The sequence below is a fragment of the Actinacidiphila sp. bgisy145 genome, from assembly GCF_057708125.1.
On sequence record NZ_JBYIRL010000023.1, the window covers coordinates 124763 to 142177 of the forward strand.

General features: G+C 72.9%; 13 protein-coding genes. 7 read left to right on the forward strand and 6 right to left on the reverse strand.

Annotated features, from left to right (window positions below; all coding sequences use genetic code 11):
* Nucleotides 1-17: 17 nt before the first annotated feature.
* The 6 genes from AC3ERT_RS21645 to AC3ERT_RS21670 form a co-directional block, all read right to left on the reverse strand.
* Nucleotides 18-3692: a discoidin domain-containing protein gene (locus tag AC3ERT_RS21645; RefSeq protein WP_435176172.1), complete on the reverse strand. Its 3675-nt coding sequence runs from the start codon at nucleotides 3690-3692 to the stop codon at nucleotides 18-20.
* Nucleotides 3693-3771: 79 nt separating this feature from the next.
* On the reverse strand, nucleotides 3772-4023 hold the full coding sequence (locus AC3ERT_RS21650; RefSeq protein ID WP_435176174.1) for a hypothetical protein: 252 nt from the start codon (nucleotides 4021-4023) through the stop codon (nucleotides 3772-3774).
* 308 nt (nucleotides 4024-4331) lie between these two features.
* Nucleotides 4332-7157 carry an HAD-IC family P-type ATPase gene (locus AC3ERT_RS21655; protein ID WP_435176177.1) on the reverse strand — a complete coding sequence of 942 codons (2826 nt, stop codon included), beginning with the start codon at nucleotides 7155-7157 and terminating at the stop codon, nucleotides 4332-4334.
* A complete protein-coding gene (locus AC3ERT_RS21660; RefSeq protein ID WP_335970314.1) occupies nucleotides 7141-7494 on the reverse strand; it encodes an ArsR/SmtB family transcription factor in 354 nt (117 codons plus the stop codon). The genes AC3ERT_RS21655 and AC3ERT_RS21660 overlap by 17 nt, the downstream gene beginning before the upstream one ends.
* Nucleotides 7495-7594: 100 nt before the next feature.
* Complete coding sequence (locus AC3ERT_RS21665) at nucleotides 7595-9208, reverse strand: LCP family protein (RefSeq protein WP_435176179.1); 1614 nt, start codon at nucleotides 9206-9208, stop codon at nucleotides 7595-7597.
* A 262-nt stretch (nucleotides 9209-9470) separates the two neighbouring features.
* Entirely contained in the window at nucleotides 9471-9677 is a 207-nt protein-coding gene (locus tag AC3ERT_RS21670; RefSeq protein ID WP_435134193.1) for a hypothetical protein, read from the reverse strand.
* Between the two features lie 329 nt (nucleotides 9678-10006).
* Between AC3ERT_RS21670 and AC3ERT_RS21675 the strand changes: the two genes are divergently transcribed.
* The 7 genes from AC3ERT_RS21675 (at nucleotide 10007) to AC3ERT_RS21705 (ending at nucleotide 16989) form a co-directional block, all read left to right on the forward strand.
* Nucleotides 10007-11872: an LCP family protein gene (locus AC3ERT_RS21675; protein WP_435176182.1), complete on the forward strand. Its 1866-nt coding sequence runs from the start codon at nucleotides 10007-10009 to the stop codon at nucleotides 11870-11872.
* Nucleotides 11873-11999: 127 nt separating this feature from the next.
* A complete protein-coding gene (locus tag AC3ERT_RS21680; protein WP_335970321.1) occupies nucleotides 12000-12575 on the forward strand; it encodes a TerD family protein in 576 nt (191 codons plus the stop codon).
* Nucleotides 12576-13151: 576 nt separating this feature from the next.
* Nucleotides 13152-14315 carry an ATP-binding protein gene (locus tag AC3ERT_RS21685; RefSeq protein WP_435138059.1) on the forward strand — a complete coding sequence of 388 codons (1164 nt, stop codon included), beginning with the start codon at nucleotides 13152-13154 and terminating at the stop codon, nucleotides 14313-14315.
* Complete coding sequence (locus tag AC3ERT_RS21690; protein WP_335970324.1) at nucleotides 14312-14713, forward strand: roadblock/LC7 domain-containing protein; 402 nt, start codon at nucleotides 14312-14314, stop codon at nucleotides 14711-14713. Before AC3ERT_RS21685 ends, AC3ERT_RS21690 begins: the two co-directional genes overlap by 4 nt.
* Entirely contained in the window at nucleotides 14710-15081 is a 372-nt protein-coding gene (locus AC3ERT_RS21695; RefSeq protein WP_335970325.1) for a DUF742 domain-containing protein, read from the forward strand. Before AC3ERT_RS21690 ends, AC3ERT_RS21695 begins: the two co-directional genes overlap by 4 nt.
* Nucleotides 15056-15658 carry a GTP-binding protein gene (locus AC3ERT_RS21700; protein WP_435138055.1) on the forward strand — a complete coding sequence of 201 codons (603 nt, stop codon included), beginning with the start codon at nucleotides 15056-15058 and terminating at the stop codon, nucleotides 15656-15658. The genes AC3ERT_RS21695 and AC3ERT_RS21700 overlap by 26 nt, the downstream gene beginning before the upstream one ends.
* A complete protein-coding gene (locus AC3ERT_RS21705) occupies nucleotides 15655-16989 on the forward strand; it encodes a cytochrome P450 (RefSeq protein ID WP_435138052.1) in 1335 nt (444 codons plus the stop codon). Before AC3ERT_RS21700 ends, AC3ERT_RS21705 begins: the two co-directional genes overlap by 4 nt.
* The last annotated feature ends 426 nt before the right edge of the window (nucleotides 16990-17415 follow it).

A 17415-nucleotide genomic window follows, 5' to 3' on the forward strand; every position in this document is an offset into this window, starting at 1 on the left:
CCCGCCGGCGTGCCGGATCACAGCCGCCGCAGCGGCATGTTCAGCGCCTCCGCGGTGAAGCGCGGCTCGCCCGAGGGCAGCGCCCGGGACGGCCAGGACACGGTGACCTCGCGGCTCTCACCGGGGAGCAGCCACAGGTAGTTGTCGCTGTAGCGGGCCGGCAGCACCCGGGTGTCGCGGTGGGCGTCGCGCACACCGAGGCGCAGCAGCGCGGCGACCCCGGCCCCGTCGTTGCGGACGGTCAGCGCCGCCTCGTCGCGGCCCCGGCGGCGGACCGCGGTGTGCAGCTTCGCGGGTGCGAGGCCGCCCAGCGCCTTGACGTCGCCGGGCGCGCGGTAGCGCAGGTAGGTGTTGTCGGAGACGCGGGTGCCGTGCCGGTCGGTGAGGGTCAGGCGCAGCAGGTGCGCGGCGGGCAGGGCGGCGCCGAAGGGCACGGTGAACGCGGGCGCCGCCGAGGACGCGGGCACGTCCAGCACCTGCTGCCGCGGCGCGGCCAGCGCGGTGCCGTGCAGGTCCACCAGCCGCGCCTCGACCCTCGCGCCGGTCAGGTCCGCGGCGGTCTGGTTGACCGCGTGCACCTGCCAGTCGGCCAGGCTCGCCTGGACGTGCAGCGGCTCGCACCCCTTGCGGGCGCCGTAGTAGCTGCCGTTGACGTCGAGGTCGTAGTCGTAGGTCTGCCAGACGGTGCTGTGGTGCGCCGGATGGGACATCCACAGCAGCACCCCGGAGGCGTCGTCCCACATGTGCGCGTTGTACGCCTCGAAGATCGCGCGCATGCTCTCGTAGTTGACGAACTGGGCGCGGGCGCAGAAGTCGTCGAGGGTGTCGGAGGCGCCGAACCGGTCGTCGATCGCGGCGCGGTAGGTGTCGGGGTTCTGGCCGCCGCGGGTGCACCAGTCGTGGTGGTACCAGACGTCGCCGATCGGCCAGGACGGCTGGTCGGCGGCCAGGCGGCGCATGCTCTCGGCGACCGGCACCGTGGGGATGCCGATCTCGGAGTGGAAGCCGTAGCTGCCGATGGAGTAGGTGTCGCCGGAGAAGTACGCCGCCGGGTCGATCCAGGAGTAGGGGCCGTGGCCGGTGACGATGCCGCCGGCGGAGTTGCCCTGGTAGAGGATGCCGGGATGCAGCGAGGCGACCGCGTCGCGCAGTCCGGTGTCGACCGCGGCGGGCGGGTCGCTCTCGTTGGTGGCGCACCAGACCGCCAGGCACGGGTGGTGGCGGTAGCGCAGCACCGTGTCGGCGGCGATGTCGAGGAACACCGGCACCGAGCCGTCCGGCGGGAAGATCGCGTCGCCCTCCCAGAAGTCGTTCCAGACCAGGATGCCGTTGCGGTCGCAGGCGGCGAAGAACTCCTCGCGGTTGCTGGAGCCGATCCAGTTGCGGATCATCGTGAAGTTCATGTCGCGGTGCATGCCGACCGCGTCGTCGATCCGGTGCGGCAGGGCCCGGCGCAGCAGTTCGTCGAAGCCCCAGTTGCCGCCGCGGCACAGCACGCGCACGCCGTTGGCGGAGATCTGCAACTGGGTGCCGGTGTTGCGGACGGACTGCACGTCGGTCCAGGTGGCGCCGTCGTCGGAGACCTGCACGGTGAAGGTGAGCGCGTAGGCGGTCTCCCAGGTGACGACCACCTGGTCGAAGGCGGTGGCCGCGCCGAGGTCGACCTGTATCCACTGGTCGTCGGAGTAACCGGAGGACCAGCGGGTGGAGTTGTCGCCGTCGACGGCGTTGCCGGGCAGGTCGTTGGCATTGTCGCTGGAGGAGGCCGTGGCGGTCTTGCGCAGGGCGAGGTCGGTGTCCGGGTCGGAGCTGTCGCGCACCGACAGCGTCCACATGGAGGCGCCGAAGCCGGTGGCGCGCTTGCCGCACTGGATGCGTACGTAACGGGCGTGCTGTGCCGGCAGGTCGACGGTCTGCGGCGCCGAGTGGCCGTCGGAGCCGATCACGATGGGCTGTTCGCTGTGGTAGCCGAACTGGCGCAGGCCCACCTGGACGGTGCGGCGGTCGGAGGTGCGGCCGGCGGTGGCGGCGGTCAGCACCAGGTCGTGCAGGGTTGCCTCGCCGTAGCCGTTCGGCCACCACAACCGCGGCTGGTCGATGACGAGTTGGGGGTGGTCGGCGGGGGAGAAGGTGATCTCGCGGCTTTCGCCGGCCGCGAGCTCGACGCTGCCGCTGACCCGCGCGCCGTGCAGGGTCGCGGTCACGGTGGCGGTCCGGGCGGTGCTGCCCGCGTTGCGGACCGGGACGACCACGGTCACCTCGGCGGTGTCGGTCGCGGGCAGCGCCGGCAGCACCGTGTCCACCCGCGGGTCGCCGAGCACCACGTCGCCGGTGGTGCGCAGCCGCACGTGGTTCCAGATGCCCGCCGCCCGGTCGCGTACCGCGGGCATCCAGTCCCAGCCGCTGATCGACAGGTACGTCGGCGAGTCCGCCTGCGGGGCGACGGAGTTGAGGGTCGAGACGCCGGAGGGGCCCTTGTCGCCGGGGTTGCCCGGGTGCGGCATCGGCGCGACGCGCACCGCGAGCACCTGCTCGCCGCCGCCGAGCAGACCGGTCACGTCGAGGGCGGCGCGCGCCACCGGGTACGTCACCTCGCCCGCTTTGCGGCCGTTCAGCCACACCTCGCCGGCGTGGTTGACGCCCTCGAACTCCAGCCACACCCGGCGGCCGTGGCCCGTCGCCAGTCCCGCGGGCAGCCGGAACGCCCTGCGGTACCACCAGTCGTGCCGGGACAGCGCCTCCGGGGCCCGCATGTTGTTGAAGCCGACCGTCGGCTCCGGCAGGTGGCCGGCCGCGACCAGCGACGCGTGCACGGTGCCGGGCACCACGGCGGGCAGCCACCGGCTCACGTCCACCCCGTGGGCGGACAGCACCGCGCCGTCCGCCGAGCCCGCCCAGTCGTCCATGGTCAGGGTCCACCCGGACGCCAGCGGCACCGTGCCGTCGGCGGCGACCTCCAGCGGCGGGGCCGGCGCGGTGTGCCGGCCCCAGTCGGTCCAGCCGGTCGCGGCGGGGCGCGGGACGTCGCACCGCCCGTACACCTCGAAGCCGTTGAGGCCGACCGGGTTGCCGTTCGCCTGCTCGGTCGAGGTCATCCGGACCCAGCGGGCCGTCACCGGCTTCGGCAGCGTCACCTCACTGCGCCCGCCGGTGCCGTTCGACGTGCGGTACACGGTGCGCCAGGAGGCGCCGTCGTCGGACACGTCGAGCGTGAAGGCGACCGCGCAGCTCGACAGCGCCTCGAAGCCGGTGGTGTGCAGGAAGGGGTTGATGCCCGGGTCCGGGGTGAAGCCGGGGTCGTCGCGGTCCGCCTCGAACACGAGCACCACGGAGTCGATCGCGCACGGCGCCTGGAGGTCCACGCTGATCCACTGCGGGGTGCCCGCGGCGGCGTCGGCGGAGGCGCGCCAGCCCGAGCCGCGGACCCCGGTCTCGGCGAGGCCGTCCACGGCGAACGAGGCGGGGGTGGGGGCCCAGTCGGTGGAGGACGCCGCCACCGGGCGGTAGCGCGCGAGGTCGGTGCCGGTGCTGCCGCCGGTGCCGGCGTGGCCGGTCGCTCCGGTATCGGCGCCGGCCGCGTGGGCCGCTTCCGGCAGGGCCGCGGCCAGGGCGAACCCGGCGAGCAGTGTCGCGTTCGTACGGAGGAAGGCGCGGCGGGACGGTCTCGGGCTGTGCTCGGGTGCTGCGGGCATGGACGGCTCCAGGCGGTGCGGTGCGGTGAAGTGCGGTGCGGCGGGCTGGGCGGGGGAGTACGGGCGCGGACCCGCGGCGTCAACTCCCCAGGAACTCGGCCTCGGAGAGGGTCGTCGCATCGAGGGCGGTGAACGCCCGGTCGCTGCGGTGGTGGACGACGCTGGGGTGGGTGCCGTCGTCGGTGCCGGCGGTCGAGCCGCTGATCAGCGTGTATCCGGCGGGCGTGTGCGGGTCGGCGGCGCCGCTGCGGACGTACGGACCCCGGCGTGCGGCGAGCCTGCCGAGAGCAGTACGCCGGCGGGTTCGGGAACGGGCTGCGGGCACCGCCATGGTCGGGCTCCTCACGTTCGCGGAACTGCTTCCGGCACGGGCGCCCGACCCGCCGCGGGCGGAGCGGGTCCAAGCTGATGACAACGTTGACATCGCGGGTAGTCTCAGTGGCTGTGGCAACGTTGTCAACACCCTGTGCACGGGCCCGACGGAGCGCGGAGCGGTCCGCGGACCGGGGCGCCGACCCGGGCGCCGACCGGGACTTCGGCCGGGAGGCGGTCCAAGTGCCGCCGGTCGCCCGGCGGTTGGCGAAGGGCGCGGTGCGGGAGGGACGGGCGGGGTGGTCCGGAGCGGGCGGGGCCCGGGCGCTACGGCCGCGCGTCGGCGGGGCGGGCGCCGTCCGAACGCAGCCTGGCCGCCCGGGACTTGGTGGCGAGCAGCACCGCCGCGTACACGGCGAGGATCGCGCTGAGCAGCAGGTAGTAGGCCGGCGGGAGGGTGGTCAGGCCGAGCGCGCCCGCGAGCGGGGGCAGGGGGAGCAGCAGGCCGATCATCGCGAGTGCGGCCGCGGCGGTGCGGATCGGCGCCGGGGCCCGGTTGCCGCCGCGCAGCAGCACCATCACCAGCGCCTGGGTGATGAGGTTCTCGGTGAACCAGCCGGAGTGGAAGGCGGCTTGGCCGGAAGCGTGGACCGAGTCGGGCACGAGCAGCGCCAGCGCGGCGAAGGTGGCCAGGTCCGCGGCGGCGTTGACCAGGCCGAAGGCGGTGATGAAGCGCAGGAAGTCGCGGGTGCGCAGCGGGGTGGGGCGGCGCAGCGCGGCCGGCCCGGGCTGGTCGTGGGCGAGGGCGAGTTGGGCCGCGTCGAAGCAGAGGTTCTGCAGCAGCACCTGGGCCGGGAGCATCGGCAGGAAGGGCAGCAGCACTCCGGCGGCGAGCATCGCGATTACGTTGCCGAGGTTGGAGGACAGCGCGATGCGCAGGTAGGTGGCGATGGTGCCGGTGGCGTGCCGGCCGGCGGTGACGGCGTGGTCGATCGCGGTGAGGTCCTTCGCGGCCAGCACCACATCGGCCGCCTCGCGGGTGACGTCCACCGCGTCGCGCGGGCAGATCCCGACGTCGGCGGCGTGCAGTGCGGGCAGGTCGTTGACGCCGTCGCCGAGGAACCCCGTGGTGTGGCCGGCCGCGCGCAGCGCGCGGACCACCCGCACCTTGTGCTGCGGGGTGCAGCGGGCGAAGACCGCGGTGTGTTCGGCGCGCCGGGCCAGGGCGGTGTCGTCCATGGCGTCGATACGGTCGCCGGTGAGCACCCGGCCGGGCGCCAGCCCCAGGTCGCGGCAGACGCGGGCGGCGGTGCCGGGGTGGTCGCCGGTGAGCACCTTGACCGCGACGCCGCGCCCGGCGAGCGCCGTGAGCGCGTCGGCGGCGGTGTCGGCGGGGGCGTCGCGCAGCACCACGAACCCGGCGAAGGCCAGGCCCTGTTCGTCGGCGGGGCCGTAGGCGCCGGTACGGGCCGGGCGTTCGGCGAGGGCGACCGCGAGCAGCCGCAGCCCCTGGGCGGACAGCGCGGCGGCGAGCGCGAGCAGGCGTTCCCGCCCGGCGGCGTCGAGGTCGAGCTCGGCGCCGGGCGCGGGCAGCGCCGCGGGTAGGGCGCCGGGTACGGCGGCCAGGCGCGGGGTGCCGGGCGCGGGCGGTTCGGGCGGGGGCGGCTCGGGCGGGGCCGGATGCGCCGACGGAGCGTCGGGCAGCGGCAGTTCGGGCGCGGACGGCTCCACCTCCGCGGCGCCCCCGGCCCGCAGCCGCGTACAGCGCGCCAGCACCTCTTCCACCGAGCCCTTGACGACCAGCGTGTGCCGGTCGCGGTGGCCGGCGCGCCGTACGACCGCGGTGGCGAGCCGGCGCACCGGGTCGAAGGGCAGCGCGGCCACCCCGTCGCAGGCGTGGTGGGCGGCGGACGGGGCGGCGGCGTCGAGGACGGCCTCGTCGAGCGCGTCCGGGGCCGGCAGGTCGGCGAGTTGGAGCGTCCACAGGCTGTTGACGGCCGCCCAGTGCAGGACGTCCGGGTCCGGGCGGCCGTACGCGTCCAGGGCGGTGTCGTACACCGGCCGGTCGCAGGTGAGGGTGCCGGTCTTGTCGGTGCACAGCACGTCGATCGCCCCGATGTTGTGCAGTGCGGGCAGCCAGCGCACGATGACGCCGTGTTCGCGGGCGAGCGCGGCGGCCTTGCGGGCGAGCACCGTGGTGACCACCACGGGCAGCATCTCCGGGGTCAGCCCGACCGCGACCGCCACCGCGAACGGCAGGGTCTCCAGGCCCCGTCCGCGCACCGCGGCGTCGGCCAGCAGCACCAGCGGCGGGATGAGCAGCATGAACCGGACGAGCATCCAGGAGATGCCGTTGACCGCGCGGTCGAACGCGGACTCCCGGCGCCGGCCGGGCGCGGGGTAGGCGCGGGCGAACCGGGTGTGCGCGCCGGTCGCGGTGACCAGCGCGGTGCCGCTGCCCGAGGCCACGCTGCTGCCCTGGAAGCACAGGTGCGCGCGCTGGTACGGCCCGGCGGTCTGCGGCGGGCTGTCGTCGGGCCGCTTGGGCACGGGCACCGACTCGCCGGTGAGCGGGGCCTGGTGCAGCGCCAGGTTCTGGGCGCGCAGCAGCCGCACGTCGGCCGGGACCACGTCGCCGGGCCCCAGCCGGATGACGTCGCCGGGCACCAGTAGTTCGACCGGGATCTCGCGGAAGCGCGGCGCAGCGGCCGGGCCGGCCCGGCGCCGTACGGTCGCGGTCGCGGCGACCAGGTGCCGCAGCCCGTCCGCGGACCGGTCGGCCTGGTACTCCGTGCGGGACCGCAACGCGCTGCTGACCAGCACCAGTACGGTGATCACGCAGGCGGTGCCCCAGGCCGAGACCAGCGCGGAGACCAGGCCGAGGACCAGCAGCACCGCGGTGAAGGGGTCGCGCAGGGCGCGGGCGTAGCGGCGGGGCCAGGAGGCGGGGCGGCGGCCGGGGATGGTGTTCTCGCCGTGGCGGGCGAGGCGTTCCTCGGCCTCGGCCTCGGTCAGTCCGCGCGGGCCGCTCGCCAGGTCGCGCAGCGCCTCCAGCGCGGTGGGGTCCGCGCGGCCGTCCGGCCGCCGGGCGGTGGGGACGCGGGCGGTCGGCGGGCGGGCGTGGCCGGTGGGCCGGTCAGGCGCCCAGGCCACGGATGCCGCCCCGCGCCGGGGTGGTGCGGTCGGCGAGCTGGCCGAGCATCAGCCGCACCACCGTCACCACGTCCGGGTCGTCCACCAGGTAGACCTGGCGGCGTCCTTCGCGGCGGGCGTGCACCAGTCCGGCGAGCTTCAGCTTGGCCAGGTGCTGGCTGACGGCGGGGAGCGTGGCGCCGACCTTCTCGGCCAGGCCCGTGACGTCGCAGTCGCCCTGGGCCAGAATCCAGACGATGTGCAGCCGCATCGGGGAGGCGAGCAGACCGAAGGAGGCGGCCACGCTCTGCAGCACCTCGGCCGAGGGCTCGCCCAGCTGTCCGCCAGACCTTGTCACGTGAACCTCCCAGACCGCGGCGATGTGCAGCAACCAGGGTACGCAGGTGCCCTGCCCCGGCCGCCGGAGCGAACGGGCGCCCGCCGCCCGCCGGTCCTGCTCATGGCGTGGGCGCCGCGGCGGTCGCCGCCGGGGCCGGGGCGCCGGACGGGCCGCCGTAGGACAGGTCGGAGCAGGGGTTGTCGCTCGCGGCGCGCGGCGGGCTGGTGTCCTCCGGCGGCGCCGACGCCGCGGTGGCGGCGGCGTAGTCCGGGCCGAGGACGACGCGCACCCCGGACAGGCCGGCGGCGGGGGCGGGTTGCACCTGGGCGCCGGGGAAGAGCCGGGCGACGGTGGCGGCTTGCGCCTGCTCCCCGGCGCCGTACTCGATGACGGTGGTGGTCGGCGCCTGGCCGGGCGCGTTGCCGGTGCGGGTGACGGTGAAGCCGTCGGCGGTCAGCGCGCCGGCCGCGCGGGCGGCGAGCCCGGCGACGGTGGTGGCGTTGTCCACGGCGACGTCGATGCCGGCGCCCGGGCGGCCGGTGGCGGTGGCGGACGGGGCGGCGGACGCGGTGGGCGTGGCGCCGGGTGCCGGAGTGGCGGCCGGCAGCGGGCGGTTGGCGCGCAGCGCCGTCCACAGCCGGTCGGCCGCGGGCTGGACCAGGGCGACGCGCGGGCCGTCGTACCGCCAGGGGGCGGTGACGAAGCGGACGTTGCGCAGGTCGATGTTCTTCAGCGACATCGCGAACTTCAGCAGCGCGGGCGCGGAGCCGAGGCCGGGGTCGACGGTCAGCGAGCGCACGGCGGCGTTCGCCAGCGGCAGCAGGACGGTCGGGTCGAAGCCCTCGGCCTTGATCTTCTTGAACAGGCTCGCCAGGAACGCCTGCTGGCGCTTCATCCGGCCGATGTCGGAGCCGTCGCCGATGCCGTGCCGGATGCGGACGTAGTCCAGGGCCTGCTGTCCCGACACGGTCTGGAGGCCCTGGTGGAAGACGAGTGCGCCGCGGGTGGCCCGGCCGGGGCTGAGGTCCTGCTGGTAGACGTCCTGCGGCAGGCAGACCTGGACGCCGCCGACCGCGGCGGTCATGGCGGCGAAGCCGGCGAAGTCCACCACGACGGTGTGGTCCACCCGCAGCCCGGTCAGCTGCTCGACGGTGTTCTGCGTGCACGCGGGGTTGCCGGTCGCGGTCAGCCCGGTGGCGAAGGCCGAGTTGAACATGACGTCCTGCTGCGGCTTGGACCAGGTGCCGTCGGGCAGCAGGCAGGGCGGGACGTCGACCAGCGCGTCGCGCGGGATCGAGACGCCCACCGCGTGCCGCTGGTCGGAGTAGACGTGCAGCAGCAAGGTGGTGTCGGAGCGGCCGACGCCGCCGCTGCCGCCGCCCAGCGCGCGGTTGCCGCCCGCCCGCGAGTCCGAGCCGATCAGCAGGATGTTCTGGCCGTCGCCCGAGGCGGGCCGCTTGCCGCTGATGCCGTCGGCGGTGAAGGTGCGCGGCCGGCTCGTGTGCAGGGCGATCCAGCCGCATCCGGAGGCGAGCAGCACCAGCGCGGAGGCGATGCTCGCGGCGACCAGCCCCCGGCGGCTGCGGCGGCGCCGCGGCCCGTCCGTCGCGGCCGGGCCCGCGCCGCGGCCGCCGCCGACCCGGCCGGCGGCTCTGCCGGTGCCCCGGCCGGTGGGCCTGCCGGGACGGCCTTCGGTGCGGCCTTCCGGAACTCCGCTGTGACGACCCGGCATGTACTCCCTCTCCGACCCTGCGCCGCCGGGTACCCCGGATCTGGCGATACGCCGGTTTCCCCAGGGGTTGCCCCGCTTTCGATTGCGCAACCTAGCAATCCTTGTGGCGCGGGAGGGGCGTCTTCGCCCGCTGTCACCCGGTGGTGTCGGGCCGGGCTCCGGTCGTAGCAGGTCGCCACCGCCGGGCGGGGTACGCGCGTCGCGGGTTCGACCGTTTGTACGGGCCGGTACGGGGGCCGGTGCGGGCTGGTGCGGGCCGGCCTCAGGGGCTCGCGCTGTCCCAGCCGTAGCGCAGCGGCTCCGGGCCGTTCCTGCGGCGGTAGACCGACACGGCGGCCACGTTCACCCCGGTCGCGCCCTCCTCCACCGGGCAGGCCACAGACACCTGGAGCACCCTGGGGCGTCCGGCCACCCGTACCCGTGTGCCGTCCGCGGGTCCGCCTTCCAGTTCGGCCGTCTCCCAGGCCACCGGCGCCCTCCTGCTTCGCGTCACCGTCGCTCGCATGGCGAACACTTTAGAGCTTGCGTAACCCGGGAACCATGGTGATCGCGCACACCGTCGGGAAAATGGACGGAGAACGTGCAGATGACGTGGCGGAACGGGGGACGGAAGGACCGCCGGGACGCCGGTACCGCAGGTCGCCCGCATCGTGATCCCGCCCGCATTCCTCCGGTCCGCACAGCGGCATGGCCTATTCTTGCCGCATTGCGCAAGTGCGAAACGGAGTGAAACCGTCGCTTCACCCAACGTAACCGGCCGCGGGCCTCAAGAGGGCTGCTCGGACAAGGGAGTGGGAGATGAGTGACCCCTGGGGCAGGCCGGCCGGAGGCCCGCCGGAGGGCCGGGTCAGGCACGGCCGCGGGCCGGAGCCGCCGGGGCCGCGCAGCGGGGCCCACGACAGCCGTGACGCCGGCCGCGCCCAGGACGCGGTGCCCGGCGGCCGCCGGGCCCGCGCCCGCGGCGACAGCGTCGAGGCGGGCGACGGCCGGATATCCGGCGGCCACGCCGCCGGTGCCGCCCCGGACGGCAACGCCCCGCCGACCGGCGGGCGGGCCGCGGCCCGGGCCGCCGCGCGCGGCAAGGGCGGCGGGTCCCGGCGCAAGGGCGGCAGCCGAGCCAGGCGCCCCACCCGCAAGCGGCGCGTGCTGCGCGGTATCGCGATCGGCGCGGCGCTGCTGGTGGTCCTCACCGCGGGCGGCGGCTGGTGGCTCTACCAGCACCTCAACGGCAACATCACCAGCGTCTCGCTCACCGACGGGGTCGGGAAGGACGCCGCCGGCACCGAGAAGGCGGACGCCTTCGGCCGCACCCCGATCAACATCCTGGTGATGGGCAGCGACGGCCGCACCTCCACCGAGGACTGCAAGCTGGGCGGCGGCTGCGCCACCACCGGCGTGCAGTCCGGGGAGAACGCCGACGTCGAGATGGTGCTGCACATCTCCGCCGACCGCTCCAACGCCACCGTGATGAGCATCCCCCGCGACACCATGGTCAACGTGCCGGCCTGCACCAACCCGAAGACCGGGACGAAGACCAGCGGCTACTACGGCATGATCAACAGCGCCCTGGCGTACGGGCAGGCGTGCCAGGTGGCCACGGTGCACAAGCTCACGAACATCCCGATCGACCACTTCATCCAGGTCGACTTCTCCGGCGTGGTCAGCATGTCCGACGCGGTCGGCGGGGTGCAGGTCTGCGTGAGCGGCGACGTCTACGACACCTACTCCCACCTGAAGCTCTCCAAGGGCAGCCACACCCTCAAGGGCGTCGGCGCGCTGGAGTTCCTGCGCTCCCGGCACGGCTTCGGCGACGGCAGCGACCTCGGGCGCACCTACGCCCAGCACACCTTCCTCAGCTCGCTGATCCGCAAGTTCAAGAGCGCCGGCACCCTGACCAACCCGGCGTCCGTCTACAAGCTGGCCAACGCCGCCACCAAGGCGCTGACCGTGGACGACGGGCTCGGCACCATCAAGAAGCTGATCGGCCTGGCCGACGACATCAACAAGGTGCCCACCAAGCGGATCACCTTCACCACGATGCAGACCGCGGCCGACCCGACCAACGCCAACCGGGTCGTGGTGGGCGACGGCGCCCAGACGCTCTTCTCCACCATCGCCAACGACACGTCGCTGACCACGTCGAGCGGCAAGAAGTCCAAGGCCGCCTCGGCGACCGCGAGCCCGACCGCCACCGTGCCGGCCGCCCAGGTCACGGTCTCGGTGGAGAACGGCACGACCGTCGGCGGGCGGGCCGGCGATATCGCCGACGCGCTGATCAACCAGGGCTTCAACCCGGCCACCAGCACCGGCAACGCCGACGCCACCGCCACCACGACGCTGACCTACGGCCCCGGCGCGAAGGACGAGGCACAGACCGTGGCCAAGGCCCTGTCGCTGCCGTCCTCGCACGTCAAGCAGGGCACAGCCGCCGGGCTGACGCTGGTGATCGGCTCCGACTGGCCCAGCGGCACCAGCTTCCCCGGCGGCACCGCCTCGTCCAGCGACACCAAGCAGGCACTGAGCAACGCGCACGCGGAGACCGCGGACAAGTCCAACTCCTGCGCCCAGGTCAGCACCTACAAGACCGTCGAGATCAACGGGGTCGCGATGACGCCGGGGCAGGCCTACGCGGCCTCCCCGTCGAAGAAGGACTCCGACGAGTGAGGCCGGTCACCTGGCGGGCGTGGGGCTTTTGGCCCGCACGCCCGCCGGGAACCGTGCCGCACCCCCGCGGCGTCGGGAACGGCAGGTGACCGAACGCTGAAGCCACGAGGACAACCGGAGGTAGTTCGTGGGCGTGACTCTTTCCAAGGGCGGCAACGTCTCGCTGAGCAAGGAGGCGCCCGGGCTGACCGCGGTCACGGTCGGGCTGGGCTGGGACGTGCGCACCACCACCGGTGCCGACTACGACCTGGACGCCTCGGCGCTGCTGTGCGACGGCGCCGGGAAGGTGCTGTCGGACCAGCACTTCGTCTTCTTCAACAACCTGGCCAGCCCGGACCGCTCGGTGGAGCACAGCGGTGACAACCTCACCGGCGGCGGTGACGGCGACGACGAGCAGATCAAGGTGAACCTCGCCGGCGTGGCGCCCCAGGTGGAGAAGATCGTCTTCCCGGTCTCCATCTACGAGGCCGAGGGCCGCGGCCAGAGCTTCGGCCAGGTCCGCAACGCCTTCATCCGGATCGTCAACCAGGCCGACGGCCGCGAGCTGGCCCGCTACGACCTGACCGAGGACGCCTCCACCGAGACCGCGATGGTCTTCGGCGAACTGTACCGGCACGGCACCGAGTGGAAGTTCCGCGCCATCGGCCAGGGCTACGCGTCCGGTCTGGCCGGTATCGCCTCGGACTTCGGCGTCAACGTCTGAGCCGTACCGGGGCGCCCGATCCCGGCGTCCCACCCGACGAGCCCCGTGGCCCGGTCGCCCTTCCAGGCGGCCGGGCCACGATCTTCTCCATACGTTCACAAACGTGTGAGCGGGCGGGGCACTTGGGCCCTCGCGCACCTTTCGTCACGCCCGTCCGCCGCGCCCCACGGGGCACGCATCCGGGCAAAGCGGCGGACCCGCCGGGCCATTGGCCGCAATCGCGGCGGCGCATTGTACTGACGTGACGTCAGAATTTCACGTACCAGCGGCACTTGCCGTCCCCGTGTCTGATCATGGTGGTACGATCGCCCCGCTTGCCAGGCTAGCCAATGAGCGTGCAGGACAGACGGCGATCGGTTCGAGAGGGTCCACCACACCGAGGAGCACCATGCCGCAGTCGGGCATAAGGGCGATCCTCGTGGTGCCGACGCATCTGCGCTGCCGCCGGCAAGGCGCGTGCGACGCCCCGGGTCGCGCGGGTACCGACCGGGCGCCCGCGCACATCAGTACTCCCGGACGCCAAGACGCAGCCCCTTTCCGTCCCTGGTGGTCGTCTAGTCGCTTGAAGAGAGTCTCATGACGCATTACATACAGGATCCAGCGCTCTGGGCTCTGATCGTCGGCGCCCCGTCCGCCGCGACCGTCATCATCCGCGGCCGCCGGGCCCGAGCCAGACTGCGGGCCGAGAAGGCCGAGTTGGAGAACCGCTACGCGGAACTCGAGGGCGGCTACTCCGAGTCGGTGCGGGAGGCCCGGGTCCGCGCCGAGGAGGCCACCAAGAGCGCGCTGAAGTCCTCCATGCGGACGCTCCAGGGCCTGGCCAACGAGCAGCAGGTCAGCATCTCCAAGGCCCAGGAGAAGTTCGGCGAGCACCACGTCCTCCAGGACCTCCTGGAGATCGACCACATGAACTCGCAGTTCGGCCGGCGCGCCCAGTCCATCGCCGTGCTCTGCGACGGATGGCTCGGCCGGCAGCGGGTCGCCGCCTCGGTCTACGACGTGGTGCGCAGCGCCAAGGGCCGCATCCGGCACTACACCCGGGTGGAGATCCGGTCGCAGACCAACTTCGCCCTGACCGGCCGTGCGGTCGAGCCGGTGGCGCTGGCCCTGGCCGAACTGCTGGACAACGCGACCAGTTACTCGGCCCCCGACACCCCGATCGACATCACCACGCGCACTGTGCCCAAGGGTGTCTGCATCATCATCGACGATGCCGGTGTCGGTATGAACGAGGAGGAGAAGGCGCGCGCCGACCAGCTGCTGTCGGGCCAGGGCCAGACCGGTATCGCCGGTCTGGGCAACCCGCCGCAGTTCGGCTTCGCGGTGATCGGCGTGCTCGCCCAGCGGTACGGCTTCAACGTGTCCGTCGACTCCTCCTCCCCCTATGGCGGCGTACGTGCGGTGGTGCTTCTTCCCGAGGAGCTTCTGACGAACATGCCCGAGCCGAAAGAGCCCCCCGCCTCCCGCACCTCAGTGCCCGCACAAGCACCTGTATCTGCACCCGCACCCAACGGGGTGGTTGCCGGACCCGGCGCACCGGTGGAGCGTTCCGCCACGTCGACGCCCGGCGGCCTGCCGAGAAGGAGCCGCAAGGGCTCCATCTCCATCGTGCCGAGTGTGGACGCCCCCGCCGCGCCTCCCACCCGGACCAACGAGGAAGCCGCTTCGATCATGGGCGCCTTCCAGCTCGGTACTCAGTCCGGGCGCTCCGCAAACAGGGAAGGGCATGAATCGCAGTGAACAACGACCTGTCATGGATGCTTGAGAGTGCCCTGGAGGTCCCCGGGGCACGCCACGCCGTCCTGATCTCCGCGGACGGGCTGCTGATGGCCCGCTCGCAGCACGTCCGCAAGGACGAGGCTGACACCGTTGCCGCGGCGATGAGCGGCATCCAGTCGCTGAGCCGGACGATGGGCGCCTTCGCCGGCGACGGGCAGATGACCTGGCGGCAGACGCTGGTGGAGTTCGACGGCGGCTGGGTCTTCCTCATCTCCGCCGGCGCGGGTGCCTACCTCGCCGTCTCCTCCGCGCCGGACGTCGACATGGCGTCGATCACCTTCCGGATGCAGCAGCTCGTCGGCCAACTCGGCAAGGTCCTGACCGCGCCGCCTCGCGAAAACACGAGTACCCAGGTATGAACCATGCGGAAGAGCCGTTGGCGCAGTCCACGGATTTAGTGCGTCCGTATGTCATCACCAACGGGCGCGGGCTGCCGGCCGACGACAAGTTCAACCTGATCACGCTCGTCACCGCGTCCGACCAGCCGCGCCCCGTCCATCTCGACCCGGAGAAGCACAGCGTCCTCGACCTGTGCGGCGGCGGAATGCTCTCGGTGGCCGAGATAGCCGGGCACATGAAGCTCCCGATCGGCATCGTCAAGGTGCTGCTGTCCGACCTCGCGTCGGAGGGCTACCTCGTCGTACGGCCGCCGGTGCCTCGGGCCCAACTCGCCGACGTATCGCTCCTGCAGGAGGTGCTGAATGGGCTCCAGGCCCGATTCGGCTGATGGCGTCTATCTCGACGGAGCAGTGAAGACCGCGGCCAAGATCCTGGTCGTGGGGCACTTCGCGGTCGGAAAGACGACGTTCATCGGCACCATGTCCGAGATTCCCCCGCTGCGCACCGAGGAGCGGATGACCCAGGCGGGGGCCTTGGTCGACGACCTCAAGGGGGTGCGGGGGAAGACCACGACCACGGTGGCGATGGACTTCGGCCGTATCACGCTGAGCGAGCACCTGGTGCTCTACCTCTTCGGCACCCCGGGGCAGGAACGCTTCGTCCAGGTGTGGGAGGACATGACCCGCGGCGCGCTCGGCGCGCTGATCCTGGTCGACCCGGAACGCCTGAAGGAGTCTTTCCCTGTTATCGACCTGGTGGAACAGTACGGACTGCCCTACGCGATTTCCGTCAACCACTTCGACGACACGCCGATGCGTCCCGACGACGAACTGCGCGACGCGCTCGACCTCCTGCCAGAAACCCCCATCGTCACCTGTGATGCCCGCGACCAGAAGTCATCCGCCGACGCATTGATCGCCCTGGTCCGGTATCTCCAGACGCGTACCACTAGGAGCACGACGTGAGTACCGACCAAGGCTTCCCCTCTCCGCCGCCCGGCTGCCCCGCCCACGGCCGAGTGCCCCTGTACGGACCCGAGTTCCAGGCGGACCCGGACTCGTACTACGCCTGGATGCGGAACTTCGGTCCGACCGCGCCGGTCGAGCTGGCGCCGGGTGTGGACGCCACGCTCGTCACCGACTACTCGGCCGCGCTGCAACTCCTCCAGGACCCCGACACCTTCCGCAAGGACTCGCGCCGCTGGCGGGCCTTCAACGAGGGCAAGGTCCCCCCGAACAGCCCCGTGGTGCCGCTGCTCGCCTACCGGCCGAACTGCATGTTCACCGACGGCGCCGACCACCTGCGGCTGCGCCAGGCGGTCACCGACACGATAGCCAGGGTCGACAGCCACCAGCTGAAGCGGAACGTGGACCGCGTCTCCCGCTACCTGGTCGGCCAGTTCAGCACCCGCGGCGCGGTCGACCTGCTCAACGACTACGCCAAGATGGTCCCGATCCTCTTCTTCAGCGAGCTGTTCGGCTGCCCCGCGGACATCGGCGACCGGGTCATCTTCGGCATCACCGGCATCTTCGACGGCGTCAACGCCGAGAAGGCCAACGAGGTGCTGGTCCAGTCCGTCTCCGAGTTGGTCGCCCTGCGGCGGGCGCAGCCGGGCGAGGACATCACCTCCTGGCTGATGCAGCACCCGGCGAAGCTCAGCGACGAGGAGATGGTCCACCAGCTCATCCTGCTGCTGGGCTCGGGCGTGGAGCCGCTGCGCAACCTCATCGGCAACAGCCTGTGCCTGATCCTCTCCGACGACCGCTACTCCGACGGCGGGCTGCTGGTCGAGGACGCGATCGACGAGGTGCTGTGGAACAACCCGCCGATGTCCAACTACGCGCCCCACTACCCGGTGGCCGACATCGAGTTCGCCGGGCGCCGGATCGACGCGGGTGAACTGGTGCTGGTGAGCTTCGCGGCGGCCAACACCGACCCGGCGCTGTCCGGTTCGCGCCAGCTGCTGAGCAAGCGCGCCCACCTGGCGTGGAGCACCGGCCCGCACGGCTGCCCGGCCAAGGACCCGGCGCAGCTGATCACGATCGCGGCCATCGAGAACCTGCTCAACGAGCTGCCGGACATCGAGCTGGCGGTGCCGGTGGACAGCCTGACCTGGCGTCCCGGTCCGTTCAACCGCGCGCTGGCCACGCTGCCGGCCCGGTTCGACCCGGTCACGCCGAGGGAGTCGCGGTCCGCGGCGCAGGCCAGGCCGGCGGCCGCGGCCGCGGGTCAGGCGCAGCAGGGCAAGCAGCAGAAGGGGCTGTGGAGCTCCTTCCTGGCGTGGTGGAAGGTGTGAACCCGCCAAATTGCTGGCCGAAAGGCATGCGTGATTCAGGTCACGGTGTGCATATGCCCGCAACCCACATGATCGCCGGAGCGGAGGGGTAGTCACCTGGGCGAAAATCGTTGGCCAGGACTAAAGGAGTTGTTACCGTGCCTGCTGCCGCCGATCCGCCCGCCCCGTCGCGACCTGCTGGCTTAGTGGTACCCCGCTCGCTCGGCGGTTATTCGGATCTGTCGAACGTTTATTCCCCTCTCGATCGACTGCCCGACCGCCTGTCCGACCCGCCCTGCCCACCGGGTGCCGCTCCGCCCGCCGAACCCGCCCCTCGGGGCGGGTATCTTTTCGCCCGCCGAGAAGTGCGCCCGGCGCACACGGGCACGGGAGGCGGCGCATGGTGACCCCTGGGCGCGCCCCGATGTGCGACCTCGTTGGGGTCCA